The organism is Aeromicrobium duanguangcaii (genome assembly GCF_024508295.1).
In the GTDB taxonomy this organism is placed as follows: domain Bacteria; phylum Actinomycetota; class Actinomycetes; order Propionibacteriales; family Nocardioidaceae; genus Aeromicrobium; species Aeromicrobium duanguangcaii.
Genome location: NZ_CP101990.1, coordinates 2,559,356 through 2,576,290, shown reverse-complemented (window position 1 = coordinate 2,576,290; position 16,935 = coordinate 2,559,356). Strand labels below are relative to the sequence as shown.

The 16,935-nt window shown below is 70.0% G+C and carries 17 protein-coding genes; 14 read left to right on the top strand and 3 right to left on the bottom strand.

Translation table 11 applies throughout. From position 1 onward, the window contains the following. Positions 1 to 10: 10 nt before the first annotated feature. From NP095_RS12725 to NP095_RS12715, 3 genes are read left to right on the top strand one after another with little or no spacing between them, the layout of a single operon-like run. Positions 11 to 727 carry a succinate dehydrogenase cytochrome b subunit gene (locus NP095_RS12725; RefSeq protein WP_232419398.1) on the top strand — a complete coding sequence of 239 codons (717 nt, stop codon included), beginning with the start codon at positions 11 to 13 and terminating at the stop codon, positions 725 to 727. 13 nt (positions 728 to 740) lie between these two features. Beyond that, entirely contained in the window at positions 741 to 2,693 is a 1,953-nt protein-coding gene (locus NP095_RS12720) for a fumarate reductase/succinate dehydrogenase flavoprotein subunit (protein WP_232419401.1), read from the top strand. Further along, positions 2,690 to 3,424, top strand: a complete 735-nt coding sequence (locus tag NP095_RS12715; RefSeq protein WP_232419404.1) for a succinate dehydrogenase/fumarate reductase iron-sulfur subunit — start codon at positions 2,690 to 2,692, stop codon at positions 3,422 to 3,424. Before NP095_RS12720 ends, NP095_RS12715 begins: the two co-directional genes overlap by 4 nt. Before the next feature lie 85 nt (positions 3,425 to 3,509). Here the strand turns inward: NP095_RS12715 and NP095_RS12710 are convergent, their stop codons facing one another. Further along, a complete protein-coding gene (locus NP095_RS12710; RefSeq protein ID WP_232419406.1) occupies positions 3,510 to 3,680 on the bottom strand; it encodes a hypothetical protein in 171 nt (56 codons plus the stop codon). Positions 3,681 to 3,846: 166 nt separating this feature from the next. On the opposite strand from NP095_RS12710, the gene NP095_RS12705 reads away from it, so the two are divergent. Together NP095_RS12705 and NP095_RS12700 are read left to right on the top strand one after the other, a co-directional pair. Further along, positions 3,847 to 4,263 (top strand): MarR family transcriptional regulator, encoded by a 417-nt coding sequence (locus tag NP095_RS12705; RefSeq protein WP_232419409.1) that lies wholly within the window; start codon positions 3,847 to 3,849, stop codon positions 4,261 to 4,263. Continuing rightward, positions 4,260 to 5,558, top strand: coding sequence for an MFS transporter (locus NP095_RS12700; protein WP_232419412.1), 1,299 nt, complete (start codon positions 4,260 to 4,262; stop codon positions 5,556 to 5,558). The genes NP095_RS12705 and NP095_RS12700 overlap by 4 nt, the downstream gene beginning before the upstream one ends. On the opposite strand, the gene NP095_RS12695 is transcribed toward NP095_RS12700, so the two are convergent. Further along, positions 5,490 to 6,497 carry an EamA family transporter gene (locus NP095_RS12695; protein WP_232419414.1) on the bottom strand — a complete coding sequence of 336 codons (1,008 nt, stop codon included), beginning with the start codon at positions 6,495 to 6,497 and terminating at the stop codon, positions 5,490 to 5,492. The genes NP095_RS12700 and NP095_RS12695 overlap by 69 nt on opposite strands. 39 nt (positions 6,498 to 6,536) lie before the next feature. Here NP095_RS12695 and NP095_RS12690 point away from each other — a divergent pair, with 39 nt between their 5' ends. Further along, positions 6,537 to 7,067 (top strand): CGNR zinc finger domain-containing protein, encoded by a 531-nt coding sequence (locus NP095_RS12690; RefSeq protein ID WP_232419417.1) that lies wholly within the window; start codon positions 6,537 to 6,539, stop codon positions 7,065 to 7,067. A gap of 83 nt (positions 7,068 to 7,150) precedes the next feature. Beyond that, a complete protein-coding gene (locus NP095_RS12685; RefSeq protein ID WP_232419420.1) occupies positions 7,151 to 8,317 on the top strand; it encodes an amidohydrolase in 1,167 nt (388 codons plus the stop codon). 13 nt (positions 8,318 to 8,330) lie between these two features. On the opposite strand, the gene NP095_RS12680 is transcribed toward NP095_RS12685, so the two are convergent. Further along, entirely contained in the window at positions 8,331 to 8,801 is a 471-nt protein-coding gene (locus NP095_RS12680; protein ID WP_232419422.1) for a universal stress protein, read from the bottom strand. A gap of 155 nt (positions 8,802 to 8,956) precedes the next feature. Here NP095_RS12680 and NP095_RS12675 point away from each other — a divergent pair, with 155 nt between their 5' ends. From NP095_RS12675 to NP095_RS12645, 7 genes are all read left to right on the top strand, one after another. Beyond that, positions 8,957 to 10,006, top strand: a complete 1,050-nt coding sequence (locus NP095_RS12675) for a BMP family lipoprotein (RefSeq protein ID WP_232419424.1) — start codon at positions 8,957 to 8,959, stop codon at positions 10,004 to 10,006. Between the two features lie 99 nt (positions 10,007 to 10,105). Further along, the gene (locus tag NP095_RS12670) at positions 10,106 to 11,668 is read left to right on the top strand and encodes an ABC transporter ATP-binding protein (protein WP_232419427.1); all 1,563 of its coding nucleotides are present in this window, start codon (positions 10,106 to 10,108) and stop codon (positions 11,666 to 11,668) included. After that, a complete protein-coding gene (locus NP095_RS12665; protein ID WP_232419429.1) occupies positions 11,665 to 12,762 on the top strand; it encodes an ABC transporter permease in 1,098 nt (365 codons plus the stop codon). The genes NP095_RS12670 and NP095_RS12665 overlap by 4 nt, the downstream gene beginning before the upstream one ends. Continuing rightward, a complete protein-coding gene (locus NP095_RS12660) occupies positions 12,759 to 14,018 on the top strand; it encodes an ABC transporter permease (RefSeq protein WP_232419431.1) in 1,260 nt (419 codons plus the stop codon). The genes NP095_RS12665 and NP095_RS12660 overlap by 4 nt, the downstream gene beginning before the upstream one ends. Then, positions 14,015 to 14,437: a cytidine deaminase gene (locus tag NP095_RS12655; protein WP_232419434.1), complete on the top strand. Its 423-nt coding sequence runs from the start codon at positions 14,015 to 14,017 to the stop codon at positions 14,435 to 14,437. Before NP095_RS12660 ends, NP095_RS12655 begins: the two co-directional genes overlap by 4 nt. Further along, on the top strand, positions 14,434 to 15,612 hold the full coding sequence (locus NP095_RS12650; RefSeq protein ID WP_232419436.1) for a cytochrome P450: 1,179 nt from the start codon (positions 14,434 to 14,436) through the stop codon (positions 15,610 to 15,612). Before NP095_RS12655 ends, NP095_RS12650 begins: the two co-directional genes overlap by 4 nt. Next, positions 15,609 to 16,892: a thymidine phosphorylase gene (locus tag NP095_RS12645; protein WP_232419439.1), complete on the top strand. Its 1,284-nt coding sequence runs from the start codon at positions 15,609 to 15,611 to the stop codon at positions 16,890 to 16,892. The genes NP095_RS12650 and NP095_RS12645 overlap by 4 nt, the downstream gene beginning before the upstream one ends. Positions 16,893 to 16,935 lie beyond the last annotated feature (43 nt).

Genomic DNA, 16,935 nt, shown 5'->3' with positions numbered 1-16,935 from the left:
ACCTGACGCCGTGGCCACTTCCCAGATCACGCGCGTGCCCGCACAGCGGTCGACCGTCGCGCTGAAGTTCCTGATGGCGGTGACCGGCCTCGTCATGGTCGGCTACCTGCTCCTGCACATGTACGGCAATCTCAAGGTCTTCTCGGGCCAGGAGGCGTTCGACAGCTACTCGCACCACCTGCGCGTGCTGGGCGAGCCCTACCTGCCGCGCGAGGGCGCCCTGTGGATCATCCGCGTCGTGCTGCTGGCGTCGATCGTCGGCCACGCGTACGCCGCGATCGTGCTGTGGCGTCGCAACAAGAAGGCCGCCGGCTACGTGGGCCGCAAGCGCTACCAGTCGCCCCGCGGCGCGCGCGGCGTCCAGCGCAGCTACGCGAGCTTCACCCTGCGCTGGGGCGGCATCGTGATCGTCCTCTTCCTGATCTACCACCTGCTGCACCTGACCGGGAACCAGATCCACCCCGGCGGCGCGAGCAGCAGCCCCTACCTGCGGGTCGTCAACGGCTTCGAGATCTGGTGGGTGACCCTGTCCTACACGATCGCCATGGCGGCCGTCGGCTTCCACCTGTGGCACGGCGTCTGGAGCGCTCTGACCACCCTCGGTGCCAATCACAGCGGCACCCGGCTGGGTTCGCGTCTGACGCCCCTGTCGTGGATCGTCGCGGGCATCATCACCCTCGGATTCCTGATCCCGCCCTGGGCGATTCTGCTCGGGTTCGTCGACTGACAAGGATTTAGACATGGCTTTGGACTACTTCGCTGTCGGCGACGACATCCGCGACACCGCCGCTCCCAGCGGCCCCATCGAGAAGCGCTGGGACGAGCACCGGGCGCACATGGCCCTGGTCAACCCGGCCAACCGACGCAAGCTGAGCGTCATCGTGGTCGGCACCGGCCTGGCCGGCGCCTCCGCCGCTGCCACGCTCGGCGAGGCCGGCTACCACGTCAAGACGTTCTGCTACCAGGACAGCCCGCGTCGCGCCCACTCGATCGCCGCCCAGGGTGGCATCAACGCGGCCAAGAACTACCGCAACGACGGCGACTCGATCTACCGGCTCTTCTACGACACGGTCAAGGGCGGCGATTTCCGCGCCCGCGAGTCGAACGTCTACCGCCTCGCGCAGGTGTCGGTGAACATCATCGACCAGTGCGTCGCGCAGGGCGTCCCGTTCGCCCGTGAGTACGGCGGCCTGCTGGACAACCGCTCCTTCGGCGGCGTCCAGGTCTCGCGCACGTTCTACGCTCGCGGCCAGACGGGCCAGCAGCTGCTGCTCGGCGCGTACCAGGCCCTCGAGCGCCAGATCGGCGCCGGCACGGTCGAGATGAACACGCGCCACGAGATGCTCGAGCTGATCATGGTCCCCGATGCCGACGGCACCGAGCGGGCCCGCGGCATCATCGTCCGCGACATGCTCACCGGCGAGGTCGAGACGCACCTGGCCGACGCGGTCGTGCTCGCGACCGGCGGCTACGGCAACGTCTTCTTCCTCTCGACGAACGCCATGGGCTCCAACGTCACGGCCACGTGGCGCGCGCACCGCAAGGGCGCCTACTTCGCGAACCCCTGCTACACGCAGATCCACCCCACCTGCATCCCCGTCTCGGGCGACTACCAGAGCAAGCTCACGCTGATGAGCGAGTCCCTGCGCAACGACGGCCGCATCTGGGTGCCGAAGAAGGCCGGCGACGACCGTCACCCGGCGGACATCCCCGAGGACGAGCGCGACTACTACCTCGAGCGCATCTACCCCGCGTTCGGCAACCTGGTGCCGCGTGACATCGCCTCGCGTGCCGCGAAGTACCAGTGCGACGCCGGCAAGGGCGTCGGCCCCGGCGGCCTGGGCGTCTACCTGGACTTCGCCGAGGCCATCGAGCGCCTCGGGCGTCCGGCGGTCGAGGCCAAGTACGGCAACCTGTTCGACATGTACGCCCGGATCACCGGCGAGGACCCGTACACGCGTCCGATGCGCATCTACCCCGCCGTGCACTACACGATGGGCGGCCTGTGGGTCGACTACGACCTGCAGAGCAACCTGACCGGCCTGTTCGTGGCCGGCGAGGCGAACTTCTCCGACCACGGCGCCAACCGCCTCGGCGCCTCGGCGCTGATGCAGGGTCTGGCCGACGGCTACTTCGTGCTGCCGAACACGCTCGCGAACTACCTGTCGAAGGCTCCGTACGAGAAGGTCTCCGAGGACCACCCGCGCGTCGTCGAGGCCCGTCAGGCCGTCGAGGAGCGGGTCGAGAAGCTGCTCTCGATCAACGGCACCCGCACGGTCGACTCCTTCCACAAGGAGCTCGGCCAGATCATGTGGGACCACTGCGGCATGGAGCGCACCGAGGAGGGCCTGATCAAGGCCATCCAGATGATCCGCGACCTCAAGGCCGAGTTCTGGAGCAACGTCAAGGTCACGGGTGAGGCCGAGGAGCTTAACCAGACGCTCGAGCGCGCCAACCGCGTGGCGGACTTCTTCGAGCTCGGCGAGCTCATGTGCATCGATGCGCTGAACCGCCGCGAGTCCTGCGGTGGTCACTTCCGCGGCGAGAGCCAGACCGAGGACGGCGAGGCGCTGCGTCACGACGACGAGTTCGCCTACGTCGCCGCCTGGGAGCACACCGGGAACCAGCCCATCCTGCACAAGGAGCCGCTGGAGTACGAGTACGTCGAGATGAAGGCCAGGAGCTACAAGTGAAGATCACCGTTCGGGTCTGGCGTCAGAAGAACGCCGACACCAAGGGCAAGATGGTCACCTACGGGCTGGACGACGTCAGTGAGGACATGTCCTTCCTGGAGATGCTCGACGTCCTCAACGAGCGGCTCACGCTCGAGGGCGAGGAGCCGGTGGCGTTCGACTCCGACTGCCGCGAGGGCATCTGTGGCGCGTGTGGTGTCGTGATCAACGGCATCGCGCACGGCCCCGAGGTCACCACGACGTGCCAGCTGCACATGCGCACGTTCAATGACGGCGACGTCATCGACATCGAGCCGTGGCGTGCCGGGGCCTTCCCCGTCGTCAAGGACCTCGTCGTCGACCGTGGCGCGCTCGACCGCATCATCGCGGCCGGCGGCTACATCTCCGCGCCCACGGGCTCGGCGCCCGAGGCCAACAACCTGCCCGTGCCGAAGGAGAACGCGGACCACGCGTTCGAGGCTGCCACGTGCATCGGCTGTGGCGCCTGCGTCGCCGCGTGCCCCAACGGCTCGGCGATGCTGTTCACCGCCGCCAAGATCACGCACCTGGGCCTGCTGCCGCAGGGTCAGCCCGAGCGCGAGTCGCGCGTCATCGGCATGGTGGAGCAGATGGACGCCGAGGGCTTCGGCGGCTGCACCAACATCGGTGAGTGCGCGGCGGCCTGCCCCAAGGGCATCCCGCTCGACGTGATCAGCACGCTGTACCGCGACCTGCGCAACGCGCTGGTCTGATCCACGCCCGAAATACACACGAAGGGGTCCGCCGACCGGCGGGCCCCTTCGTCGTGTCGCGGGAGGGCACGGCCCTCGTGCGCGCTCAGTAGCCGTTCGCGTTGTTGCGCAGCAGTGACGGGGTCTGCTCGCCCTGGGTCGCGCCACGGCGAGCGGTCCAGCCAGCGCCCTGCCGCGACTGCATCGCCTGGCGCTCCTCGGTGGTCAACGAGACGGGCTCGGGCTTGGTCTTCTTCCTGAACAGTCGAGCGAACATCACGCCACCTCCGGAGTCGAGAGTCCCACCCTCACATGGGAGGCGGCCGGCGCGCCAGACCCGGCTCGAGGTGGCGGGACCGGAGCCCGGACCGGTGTTCGACGTCTCGCAGGCGCCGTGAGCGCGATCTCTTTCATTAGCATGGTTAATGACCTATGCTAAAGACATGCCCACCGAATCGCAGCGTCTCGCGCAGGCGGTGGCCCGACTCAACCGACGGCTGCGCCAGGAGCGCCAGTCCGACCTGACCGCCACCCAGCTGTCCGTGCTGGGCTCCGTGCGTGTCCTCGGACCCGCCACGCCCAGTCAGATCGCCGCGCGTGAGCGCGTCTCGCAGCCCTCCGTGGCCCGGACCCTCAAGTGCCTGCTCGAGGACTCCTACGTCACCAAGAAGCCCCATCCCGACGACGGCCGACAGGTCCTCATCTCGGTCTCCGAGCTCGGCGAGAAGGTCCTCGCCGAGGAGCGTCAGCGCCGCGACCAGTGGCTCGACCGCCGCCTGGCCACGTTCACCTCCGCCGAACGCGCACGGCTGCGGGATGCCACCGATCTCCTGGTCAGGCTCGCGGAGGACGACGCGTGAGCTCCACCTTCCGCAGCCTGTCGATCCGCAACTACCGCGTCTACGCCATGGGCGCCCTGGTGTCGAACGTCGGCACCTGGATGCAGCGCGTGGCCCAGGATTGGCTGATCCTGACCCTGACCGGCAGCGGCACGGCGCTGGGGATCACCACCGGCCTGCAGCTCCTGCCCGCCCTGCTGTTCAGCCCCGTCGCAGGCGTCGTCGCCGACCGGTTCCCCAAGCAGCAGATCCTCAAGGTCACGCAGCTCGCGATGGCCCTGCCCGCCGTCGTGCTGGGTGTCCTGGCCGTCACCGGAGCCGTCGAGGCCTGGCACGTCTACGTCATCGCGTTCGTCTTCGGCGTGGGCACGGCATTCGACGCCCCGGCGCGGCAGTCGTTCGTCGCCGAGATGGTCGGGTCGGAAGACCTCTCGAACGCGGTCGGCCTGAACTCGGCGTCGTTCAACACCGCCCGGATGATCGGCCCGGCGCTGGCCGGCCTGCTCATCGCCGCACTCGGCAGCGGGGTGAAGGCGACCGGCTGGGTCATCCTCGCCAACGCCGTCAGCTACGTGGCCGTGATCGCCTCGCTCACCGCGCTCGACGCGCGGCGGCTGCATCCCTCGCCCGTCTCCGGGAGCCGGAAAGGCGCCGTGCGCGAGGGGGTGCGGTACGTCCGGTCGCGGCCCGACCTGGTGCTGCTGCTCATCTGCGTCTTCTTCGTGGGCACCTTCGGGATGAACTTCCAGATGACGTCGGCCCTCATGGCCACCGAGGTCTACGGCAAGGGTGCGAGTGAGTACGGCATCCTCGGCTCGATCCTGGCGATCGGATCCCTGGTCGGCGCGTTGCTCGCGGCCCGTCGCACCCGCCCGCGGCTGATCTTCGTCGTCGTCGCAGGGCTGGCCTTCGGCATCGCCGAGATCGTGGCCGGGATGATGCCCACGTACACGACGTTCGCGCTCATCCTGCCGCTGCTGGGACTGTCGTCGCTGACGATGGTGACGTCGGCGAACGGGCTGATCCAGCTGACGGCGGCGCCGCAGATGCGCGGCCGGGTCGCGGCGCTCTACCTCATGGTCTTCATGGGAGGCACGCCCGTGGGCGCGCCGTTGATCGGCTGGGTCGGCGAGGAGTTCGGGGCCCGGTGGACGTTGATCCTCGGCGGTGGGGCGTCGGTCGCCGGCATCCTCGTGGCCACCTTGCTCTACGCCCGGACGCACCACCTGTGGGCGCGTCGCCGCGTCTCACCGGCCGCCCGGCGGATGCTGCACCGGGAAGGGCTCGACGAGGAGGCCCTCGTCTCCGCCGAGTGAGGTCACGTCCCGCTCGCCGAGCTTGACCACGACGATCCCGGCAAGGACGAGCAACGCGCCGAGGCACTGCCACGGGCCGGGCGCCTGGTCGAGCAGGGCCCACGCGAAGCCGAGCCCGGCGGCGACCTCGGTGAGGGCGACGAACGACGCGAGCCGCCCGCCGAGGTGTCGGGCCGCGGCGATGCCGGTCACGTACGCCAGGGCGGCCGCCACGAAGCCGAGCAGCGCGACCGGCACCCACCAGGGCACCGATCCGGTGGCGAAGACGACCGGATCGGTCGTCATGGTGAAGGGAATCACGCCGACCGCGGCCAGGATCCAGAACGCGACGGCGGCCACGACCAGGCCACCCGCGGCCAGCGTGAGCGGGGGCAGTCCGCTCGAGTCGTCGGCCGACATGACGAAGTAGGTCGCGGCGCCCGTCATCGCGACGAGCGACAGCAGCACGCCCACCAGGTCGATCTGCGTGTCACCGACGACGTCGAGCAACAGCACGAGGCCGACCGCGGCGACGACGGCCCCGACGAGGGTGAAGCGACCGGGGCGCTGGCCGTGGGCGAACCACATCCACAGCACGACGGCGACCGGCGCGGTGTACTCGATCAGCAGGGCGATGCCGACGTCGAGTCGCTGCACGGCCATGAAGTAGAAGAGCTGCGCGCAGGCGACGGCCGACAGTCCGTAGAGGACGATCGTGCGGGCATGCGTGAGCAGTAACCGGGTCCGACCCCTGACGGCGAGCAGCCCGGGGACGGCCAGGACGGCCGCGGCGAGGGTGACGCGCACCGCGAACGCGGCGCCGGGGGACCACCCGGCGTCCATGAGGCCGCGGGCGAGCGTGCCCGACGTCCCGAAGGCCAGGGCGGAGGTGAGCGCCAGCAGCAGGCCGGTCGGGGTGTGCCGGGCAGCGACCGCGGTGTCAGGAGTGTCTGGCCTCATGAGTCCTGACGCTACGGCTCCTTGTCGTAAGGTGTCAACATGGCTTTCACTCCTGACGTCGCCGATGCCCTCGGTGCTGCCGCCGAGCTGGCCAACACGGCGGACGAACCGGACACCCTGCAGACCCTCGACGACCTGACGGAGTTCTTCGATCGCTGGGAGTACACCGGCGCCCGGCCGCGGAACCGGACCGACCTCGAGGCGGTGCGGGGGATCCGGGCCCGCCTGCGCGGCCTGCTGACCGCCGACCGGGACGCGGCGGTCGAGTTGGTCAACCAGGTGCTGACCGAGCAGCAGGCCGTGCCCCGGCTCGTGCGCCACGACCGCCTGGACTGGCACGTGCACGCGATCGCCGATGACCGGCCGCTGCACGAGCGGATCCTGGTCGAGACCGCGATGGCGATGATCGACCTCATCCGAGCCGACGACCTCGGCCGCATCGGCCGATGTGCCGCCAGCGACTGCGACGGCGTCGTCGTCGATCTGTCCCGCAACCGTTCCCGCAAGTTCTGCAGCACGACCTGCGGCAACCGCGAGGCGCAGGCCGCCTACCGGGCGCGGCAGGGGTGACGGTGAACCTCGTTCAGCGACGCGCCGTCCCGCATCCGAGATGGCGGCAGGTGGCACGTCGACCGGCGTAGACTCGACGGGTCATGACCCTCCAACAATCCATCGCACGCGCCATCGAGACCGCGACCCCGGACCTCATCGAACTCCGTCGCGACCTGCACGCTTTCCCCGAGTTGTCGTGGCAGGAGGAGCGCACCACCGACCTGGTCTACGCATGGATGGACAAGCTGGGGCTGAGCCCCCAGCGGTTCGAGGGCACCGGCCTCTCCGTCGACATCGGCCCCTCGGGCGGTCCGATCGTCGCGCTGCGCGCCGACCTCGACGCCCTGCCGATCCTCGACACCACGCAGGACCCCTGGCGTTCGAAGAACCCCGGCGTCGCCCACGCCTGCGGTCATGACGTGCACATCTCCGCGCTGATCGGCGCGGCCACCGCGCTGGTCGAGGCCGACCGCGCGATCGGCCTGCCGACGCGCGTGCGCCTGATCTTCCAGCCCGCCGAGGAGGTCATGCCCGGTGGCGCGCTGCGCCTGTTGTCCGACGGCGTGCTCGCCGGCGTCAGCCGGATCTTCGCGCTGCACTGCGACCCGTCGCTGGACGTGGGCCGGGTCGGCATCCGTGAGGGCGCCATCACCGGTGCGTCCGACCAGATCCACGTCGTCCTCAACGGCCGGGGCGGCCACACGTCGCGTCCGCACCTGACCGAGGACCTCACCTTCGCCCTCGGCAGCCTCATCACCCAGCTGCCCGCTGTGCTGTCGCGCCGCTTCGACCCGCGCGCCGGGGCCAGCCTCGTCTGGGGTCAGGTCAGCGCCGGCAACGCGGCCAACGTGATCCCTGCCGTCGGCGAGCTCAAGGGCACGCTGCGGATGCTCGACGCGGCCGCGTGGCACGAGGCCGAGCACCTCGTGCGGGGCATCATCGCCGACATCGTCGAGCCGTTCGGCGTGGGCGTCGACCTCACCTACACCCGGGGTGTGCCGCCGGTGGTGAACGACTTCGCCGTCACCGAGCGACTGCGTCAGGCGGTCGCCGGCGCGCTCGGGCCCGAGGGTGTCGCCAGCACGTCGCAGAGCCTCGGCGGCGAGGACTTCGCCTGGTACGTCGAGACCCTGCCCGGAACGATGGCCCGCCTCGGCACCCGCACCCCCGGCGGCCCGACGTACGACCTGCACCAGGGCAACCTGCGCGTCGACGAGCGCGCCATCGCGGTCGGCGCCCTCGTGCTGGCCAACGCCGCGATCGCCTGACGCAGCGGTCGGCTCAGGCCTCGGGCTCGGACTGGGCGGGATCGCCCTCGCCGCGCACGACGACGACCGGGCAGTAGGCGTTGCCCACGGCGTGCTCGCTGACCGAGCCGAGCAGGAGGCCCTTGAACCCGCCCAGGCCGCGCGGGCCCACGACGAGCAGGGAGGCGCCGCGGCTGGCCTCGACGACCACGGTGGCCGGCTGGCCGCGCTCGACCGTCAGGGTCACGTCGACGTCCGGGTACTCGGCGAGCAGCTCGCGCGTGGACTCCTCGAGGCTCTCGCGGACGGCGTCGGCGAAGTCCGAGGCCGGGGGGACGTAGCCGAACTCCTGGGTCTTGGGCTTCGGTGCGGTGCGCATCGTCCAGGCCCGCACGACGGTGACGGGGAGCGTGGCCCGATCGGCCAGCGCCAGAGCCCAGCGCAGAGCCTGATCGGAGAAGTCGGAGCCGTCGTGGCCGACGGCGATGGGGCCGGAGAGGGTCATGACCCGATCCTAGTGCCGCGGGGGTTTGATTACGGTTCGGTGACAGTTGTCGGTGTAAGTGCGAACTTGGTCATGGGCTGTCATTTCAACGCTTAACCTCATCTGGACATCGCTCGCGCCCTCCTTTCCGGGCGCAGCTCCTGAGGAGGAAAAAAGTGCGTCGATTGAACAAGCTGACCGCAGCGGCCGCCGTGACCGCCCTGGTCTTCGCCGGAGCCGGCTGTTCCAAGAAGAGCTCCGACGACGACAGCGCCGCTGGCGAGAACTGCGTCGAGAAGGGTGACGTCAAGGTCGGCATGGCCTTCGATGTCGGCGGTCGTGGAGACCAGTCCTTCAACGACTCCGCAGCCAAGGGTCTGGACAAGGCCGCCTGCGAGCTCGGCTTCGAGGTCAAGGACGCCGAGGCCCAGGACGGCGAGCCCGAGTCGGCTCGCGAGGAGCGCCTTCAGCAGCTCGTCGACGCCGGTTACAACCCGGTCATCGCCGTGGGCTTCGCGTACGGCCAGTCGGTCGACAAGATCTCGAAGGCGAACCCGGACGTCAACTTCGCCATCGTCGATGAGGGCGCGGTCCTCGGTGACAACATCACGAACCTCGTCTTCGCCGAGGAGCAGGGCTCGTTCCTGGTCGGCGCGGCTGCCGCGCTCAAGTCCGAGTCCGGCAACATCGGCTTCGTCGGCGGTGTCGACACCGAGCTGATCGAGAAGTTCGAGGCGGGCTACAAGGCCGGCGCCAAGGCCGTCAACCCGAAGATCAAGGTCCAGTCGGTCTACCTCTCCACGCCGCCGGACTTCAGCGGCTTCGGTGACCCGGCCAAGGGCAACACGGCCGCCACCGGCATGTACGAGAAGGGCGCGGACGTCGTCTACCACGCGGCCGGCGGCTCGGGCGGTGGCGTCTTCCAGGCGGCCACTGACGCCAAGAAGTGGGCCATCGGCGTTGACTCCGACCAGGCCAAGACCGCCGACGAGTCGGTCCGCGGCAGCATCCTGACCTCGATGATCAAGAACATCGACGTCGCGGTGTTCGACTTCCTCAAGGGCGTCGAGGCCGGCGACATCAAGACCGGCCCGCAGGTCTACGACCTCAAGGTCGACGGTGTCGGCTACTCGACGACCGGCGGTCACGTCGACGACATCGAGGACAAGCTGAACGAGTACAAGCAGCAGATCATCGACGGGACCATCAAGGTCTCGGCGAACTAATCGCGTCCTCGTAGTACTGAGGCCCGCGGCCCGGACCCTGCGCGATAGCGTGGGGCCGGGCCGCCCCTTTGGGTCCGCCGACCACCAGAAGGTGACATCGTGAGCAACACATCGACCACCGCCGGCACCATCGCGAGCAGCCCGTCGGACGTCGTCGTCCGCCTGCGCGGGGTCGGCAAGACCTTTCCCGGCGTCATCGCCAACCACGACATCGACATCGACATCCGCCGCGGGACGATCCACGCGATCGTCGGCGAGAACGGCGCCGGCAAGTCGACGCTGATGAAGATCCTCTACGGGGTCCAGAAGCCCGACTCCGGCACGATCGAGCTCGACGGCCTGCCGGTCTCCTTCGCCACGCCGTCCGACGCCATCGCGAACGGTGTCGGCATGGTGTTCCAGCACTTCATGCTGGCCGACAACCTCACGGTGCTCGAGAACGTCGTCCTGGGCGCCGAGAAGCTGCACGGCATCGGCGACCGCGCCCGCCGCGCGATCCGCGAGATCTCGGACTCCTACGGCCTGGGCGTCGATCCCGACGACCTGGTCGCCAACCTCGGCGTCGGCGCGCGCCAGCGCATCGAGATCCTCAAGGTCCTCTACCGCGGCGCCCGCATCATCATCCTGGACGAGCCCACCGCCGTGCTCGTGCCGCAGGAGGTCGACGAGCTCTTCGACAACCTGCGCGAGCTCAAGGCCGAGGGCTTGGCGGTCCTGTTCATCTCCCACAAGCTCGACGAGGTCCTCTCGGTGGCCGACGAGGTCACCGTGATCCGCCGCGGCACGACCGTCTCGACGGTGCCGGCCGGCAGCGTCACCTCCAAGCAGCTGGCCGAGCTGATGGTCGGCTCCGAGCTGCCCAGCCCCAGCACCGAGCTGTCCACCGTGACCGACGTCGAGGTGCTCGAGGTCATCGACCTGGGGCTGCCCGACCCGCGCGGCGGCCGCCCCCTGCTGGACGGCATCTCCTTCCGGATCCACCGCGGCGAGATCCTGGGCATCGCGGGCGTCGAGGGCAACGGCCAGGCCGAGCTCGTCGAGGCCATCATGGGCATGCGCCCCGACGCGACGGGCCGCATCGAGCTCGACGACGGCGACATCGCCGGCTGGTCGACGCGCCGCCGCCGCGAGGCCGGCATCGGCTACATCCCCGAGGACCGTCACCGACAGGGGCTGCTGCTGGACGCGCCCCTGTGGGAGAACCGCGTGCTCGGTCACCAGACCCGCGAGCCCAACATCGCCGGCCCGCTCATCGACCGCCGCGGCGCCCGCGCCGACACCGAGCGCATCGTCCGCGACTACGACGTCCGGACTCCGGGCATCGACACCCTCGCCCGCGCGCTGTCCGGCGGCAACCAGCAGAAGCTGATCGTCGGCCGCGAGATGAGCGGCGAGCCCAGCCTGCTGATCGCCTCGCACCCCACGCGCGGCGTCGACGTCGGCGCCCAGGCCGCGATCTGGGACCACATCAAGCGCGCCCGGCGCGAAGGTCTGGCGGTCCTGCTGATCTCGGCCGACCTGGACGAGCTGATCGGCCTGTCCGACACGATCGCGGTGCTGTTGCGCGGCCGGCTCGTGGGCACGTTCGACCCCAGCGCAGTGACGCCACAAGAACTCGGCTCGGCCATGACCGGTGCCACCGACGAGGAGGACCGCTCATGACGCAGTCGCGACTGACCCGCATCGGGTTGGCGCTGGCCGCTCCGGTGCTGGCGCTGGTGACGGCGTTCCTGATCACGAGCCTGGTGCTGATCCTGGCCGGCGACGACTGGCTCGGCGTCTGGAGCCAGATCCTCAGCTGGCCCAGCAACCGCACGATGATCAACATCATCAACTCGGCCACCGTCTACTACCTGTCGGCCGTCGCCGTGGCGATCGGGTTCCGGATGAACCTGTTCAACATCGGCGTCGACGGTCAGTACCGCATCGCCTCCTTCGCCGCGGCCTGGGTCGCCGGCGAGGCGTTCCTCCCGGGCCCGTTCAACATCGCCCTGGCCCTGTTCGCGGGCATGCTCGTGGGCGCCATGTGGGCCGGCATCGCGGGTCTGCTGCGCGTCACGCGCGGCGTCTCCGAGGTCATCTCGACGATCATGCTCAACGCGATCGCGACGGCCGTCGTGGCCTACCTGCTGCGCAAGGTCGCCGTGCGCGAGGAGGGCAGCAACGTCATCGCGACCAAGGAGCTGCCCGAGAGCAGCCGCATCCCGGGCATCCCGTTCCTGGGCGGCGAGATCTACGGCTTCGTCGTGATCGCCGTCATCGTCGGCATCGCCTACTGGGTGCTGATCAACCGCACCCGCTTCGGCTTCGACCTGCGGGCCGCCGGCCAGTCCGAGACCGCCGCCGTCGCCTCGGGCATCAACGTCAAGAAGATGATGCTCGTGACGATGCTGATCTCGGGCGCCGTGGCCGGCCTGGTCGGCCTGCCGCTGCTGTTCGGCCAGGCCTACGCCTACGGCTCGACGTTCCAGTCGGGCCTGGGCTTCGCCGGCATCGCCATCGCCCTGCTGGGCCGCAACCACCCGATCGGCATCGCGATCGGCGCGCTGCTGTTCGCCTTCCTGGACCAGCAGTCCAACCCGCTGCAGATCCTGCTCGACGTCTCGCCCGACATCGTCAAGGTCACGCAGGGTGTCATCGTGCTGACGGTCGTCATCGCCTACGAGGTCGTCCGCCGTTACGGCGTCCGGCTCGAGCAGCGTCAGGTGGCGGCCGCCCTGGACCCGGAGTACCGGCAGAAGGAGGTGTCGGCATGAGCGTCCGTCCCGACCCCATCATGACCACCCCCGCCCCCGCCAAGCGCGTCCGGCTCGGCTGGCCGTGGCTGCTGATCGGCATCGCCGGTGTGCTCGTCGTCATGTCGCTGCTGCGCCTCATCACCGGCGTCGACGACCTCGACTCCTCGGGCACGATCCGCGCGACCCTGATCGCCGCCGTCCCGATCGGCCTGGCCGGTCTGGGTGGCCTGTGGTCCGAGCGCGCCGGCGTCGTCAACATCGGCCTCGAGGGCATGATGATCCTCGGCACCTTCGGCGCCGGCTACTTCGGCTACTTCTACGGTCCGTGGCAGGGCGTCGTCGGCGCCATCGCGCTCGGCGCCGCGGGAGGCCTGCTGCACGCGGTGGCCACCGTCTACTTCGGCGTCGACCACATCGTCTCGGGCGTCTCGATCAACATCATCGCCGCGGGCGCCGTGCAGTACCTCGCGGGCATGGCCTTCAGCGGCGTGCCCGGCGGCGGCCAGACCCAGTCCCCGCCCGTCGACCGGCTGCCCAGCATCACGATCGCGGGTCTGTCCGATCCGCTGGGTGAGATCGAGCAGAAGCACTGGTTCTTCATCTCCGACGTCGCCTCGGTCCTGCGCGCCCTGGTCACCAACATGTCCGTGCTGACGCTCATCGCGATCGGCCTGTTCGTGCTGACCTGGTGGCTGCTGTGGCGGACCGGGTTCGGTCTGCGGCTGCGCTCGGTCGGTGAGTCGCCGGCGGCCGCCGAGTCGCTGGGTGTCAACGTCTACCGCTACAAGTTCATCGCCGTCATCGCCTCGGGCGGACTCGCGGGCCTGGCCGGTGGCTTCCTGGCGCTGGTCGCGGCGAACGCGTTCCGCGACGGTCAGACCGGCGGGCGCGGCTACATCGGCCTGGCCGCGATGATCTTCGGCAACTGGCGCCCCGGCGGACTCTTCGCCGGCGCGACCCTGTTCGGCTACACCGACACCCTGCGTCTGCGCGGCGGTGGCGAGACCGTCCACGCGCTGCTGCTGCTGGTCGCGGTCTTCCTGGTCATGCTGGCCCTGTGGCAGTGGCGCCAGCACGGTCGCCGCTCGGCCCTGATCGCCGCCATCCTGGGCGTCGTGGTCGCCGCGATCTACGTCGTCAGCGACGAGATCCCCAACGAACTGGCGACGATGACCCCGTACGTCACGACGCTGCTGGTGCTGGCGGTCTTCAGCCAGAACCTGAGGATGCCCGCTGCGGATGGCGCGATCTATCGAAAGGGCTCGGCGGGATGAGCGGCTTCGGCTTCACCCCGCCCCAGGCGCCCGTCGACTGGGACGCCCTGCAGAAGTACGCCACCGAGGTCATGGGACGCGCCTACGCGCCGTACTCGAAGTACAAGGTCGGCGCGGCCGGGCTCGTCGAGGACGGCCGGGTCGTGCTGGGCTGCAACGTCGAGAACGCCGCCTACGGCGTGGCCCTGTGCGCCGAGTGCGGCATGGTCTCGGCACTGCACTCGACCGGGGGAGGCCGCCTGCGCGCGGTCGTCTGCGTCGACGGCCAGGGCCGCCTGCTGATGCCGTGCGGCCGGTGCCGACAATTGCTCTGGGAGAACGGCGGCGCCGAGTGCCAGCTGTTGACCGCCTCGGGAGTCAAGACGATGGCCGAGGTGCTCCCGGACGCCTTCGACGTGACGGACTTGGACGACGCATGAACACCCTGACGACCTTCGACCCGACCGACGCGGAGTTCCTCCGCGATCCCTATCCGGCCCTGGCGGAGCTGCGCCGGGAGGGACCGCTGGTGTGGCACGAGCCGTGGTCGATGTGGCTCGCCACCGACCACGCCACGGTGGGCGCCGTGCTCAAGAACCGCGCGTTCGGGCGGTTGTGGCACGACTGGGAGCCCGTCGAGGAGATGGAGCCCTTCAACGCCCTGCACCGCAACCAGCTGATGGAGAACGAGCCGCCCGCGCACACGCGGATGCGGCGGCTGCTGGCCGGCGCGTTCGGGCGTGGCCACGTGGAGCGCATGCGCCCGCGCATCGAGGCACTGGCGGCCGAGATGGTCGCTGCGCTGCCCGACACCTTCGACGTCCTGGCCGACTACGCCGAGCCGATGCCGGTCTACGTCATCTGCGACCTGCTGGGCGTCCCGCGCGAGGACCACGAGGACCTGCGCCGCTGGAGTCAGGCCATCGTGCACATGTACGAGAAGGACATCGACGAGGTCACCAAGCGCGAGGCGATCGAGGCCAGCACGGCGTTCTCGGACTACGTGCGCGAGGTCATCGCGATGCGTCGCGCCCAGCCGGGTGAGGACCTCGTCAGCGACCTCATCGCCGAGACCGACGCGGGCAAGGGCTTCTCCGACGACGAGCTCGTCGCCACGGTCGTGCTGCTGCTGAACGCCGGCCACGAGGCCAGCGTCAACACGTTCGGCAACGGCTTCCACGCGCTGCTGACCCACCGCGACCAGCTGGCCCGCGTGACCGGCGGCGAGGTGTCCATCGACACGGCGCTCGAGGAGCTCATCCGGTTCGACGCGCCGCTGCAGCTGTTCGAGCGCACCGCGACGAAGGACGTCGAGGTGGCCGGACAGGTCGTCACCGCCGGCCAGAAGGTGGCCTGCCTCATGGGCTCGGCCAACCGTGACGCCACCGTCTTCGAGGATGCCGACACGTTCGACGTCGGTCGCGACCTCAACCCGCACGTCGGGTTCGGCCTGGGCATCCACTTCTGCCTCGGCGCCCCGCTGGCCCGCCTCGAGCTGGGCATCACGCTCAGCACGCTGCTGGACCGCTTCCCCGACCTCGCCCTGGTGGGCGAGGCCCCGCGCCGCCCCACGTGGGTGCTGCGCGGCTACGAGAGCATCAAGGTGTCCGCATGACCGAACGCTTCGCCCCCACCGAGGTCATCGTCGCCAAGCGCGACGGCCACGAGCTGACCGACGACCAGATCGACTGGGTCGTCGACGCGTACACGCGCGGCGTCGTGGCGCCCGAGCAGATGTCGGCGCTCGCCATGGCGATCGTCCTCAACGGCATGAACCGGCGCGAGATCGCGCGCTGGACCGCGGCGATGATCGCCACGGGCGAGCGGATGGACTTCTCGTCCCTCTCGCGTCCCACGGCCGACAAGCACAGCACCGGCGGCGTGGGCGACAAGATCACCCTGCCGCTGGCTCCGCTCGTCGCCGCGTGCGGCGTGGCCGTGCCGCAACTGTCGGGCCGCGGGCTCGGCCACACCGGCGGCACCCTCGACAAGCTCGAGGCCATCCCCGGTTGGCGTGCGGCGCTGTCCAACGACGAGATGATGACCCAGCTCGAGGATCTCGGCGCCGTGATCTGCGCCGCCGGCTCGGGCCTGGCCCCCGCTGACAAGAAGCTCTACGCCCTGCGCGACATCACCGGCACCGTCGAGGCGATCCCGCTGATCGCCAGCTCGATCATGAGCAAGAAGATCGCCGAGGGCACCGGTGCCCTGGTGCTGGACGTCAAGGTCGGCTCCGGAGCCTTCATGAAAAGCCAAGAACACGCTCGGGAATTGGCCGAGGTCATGGTCCAGCTCGGAACCGATGCCGGCGTCCACACCGTGGCGCTGCTGACCGACATGTCCGTGCCGCTGGGCCTGACCGCGGGCAACGCCCTCGAGGTCCGCGAGTCGGTCGAGGTGCTGGCCGGTGGCGGACCCTCCGACGTGGTCGAGCTGACGCTCGCCCTGGCCCGCGAGATGCTCGCCGGCGCCGGCGTCCACGACGTCGACCCCGCCGACGCCCTGGCCGACGGTCGCGCCATGGATGCCTGGAAGGCCATGATCCGGGCGCAGGACGGCGATCCCGACGCGGAGCTGCCGACCGCTCGCGAGACCTCGGTCGTCACGGCCGACTCCGACGGCGTGCTGACCTCGCTCGACGCGTACGCCGTGGGCGTGGCCGCCTGGCGTCTGGGCGCCGGGCGCTCGCGTCCGGGCGAGGACGTGCAGGCCGGCGCCGGTGTCGAGATCCACGCCAAGCCCGGTGACACCGTGCGTGCGGGCCAGCCGCTGCTGACGCTCCACACGGACACCCCGGAGCGCTTCGAGCGGGCTCACGAGGTGCTCGAGGGAGCCTGGTCGGTCGGCACCGCCGTCACCGACCCGACGCCGCTGGTCATCGACCGGATCGGCTGAGTGAGGCCGCCTGAGCGGTGGCCGTGTGACGTCGGCGACACGG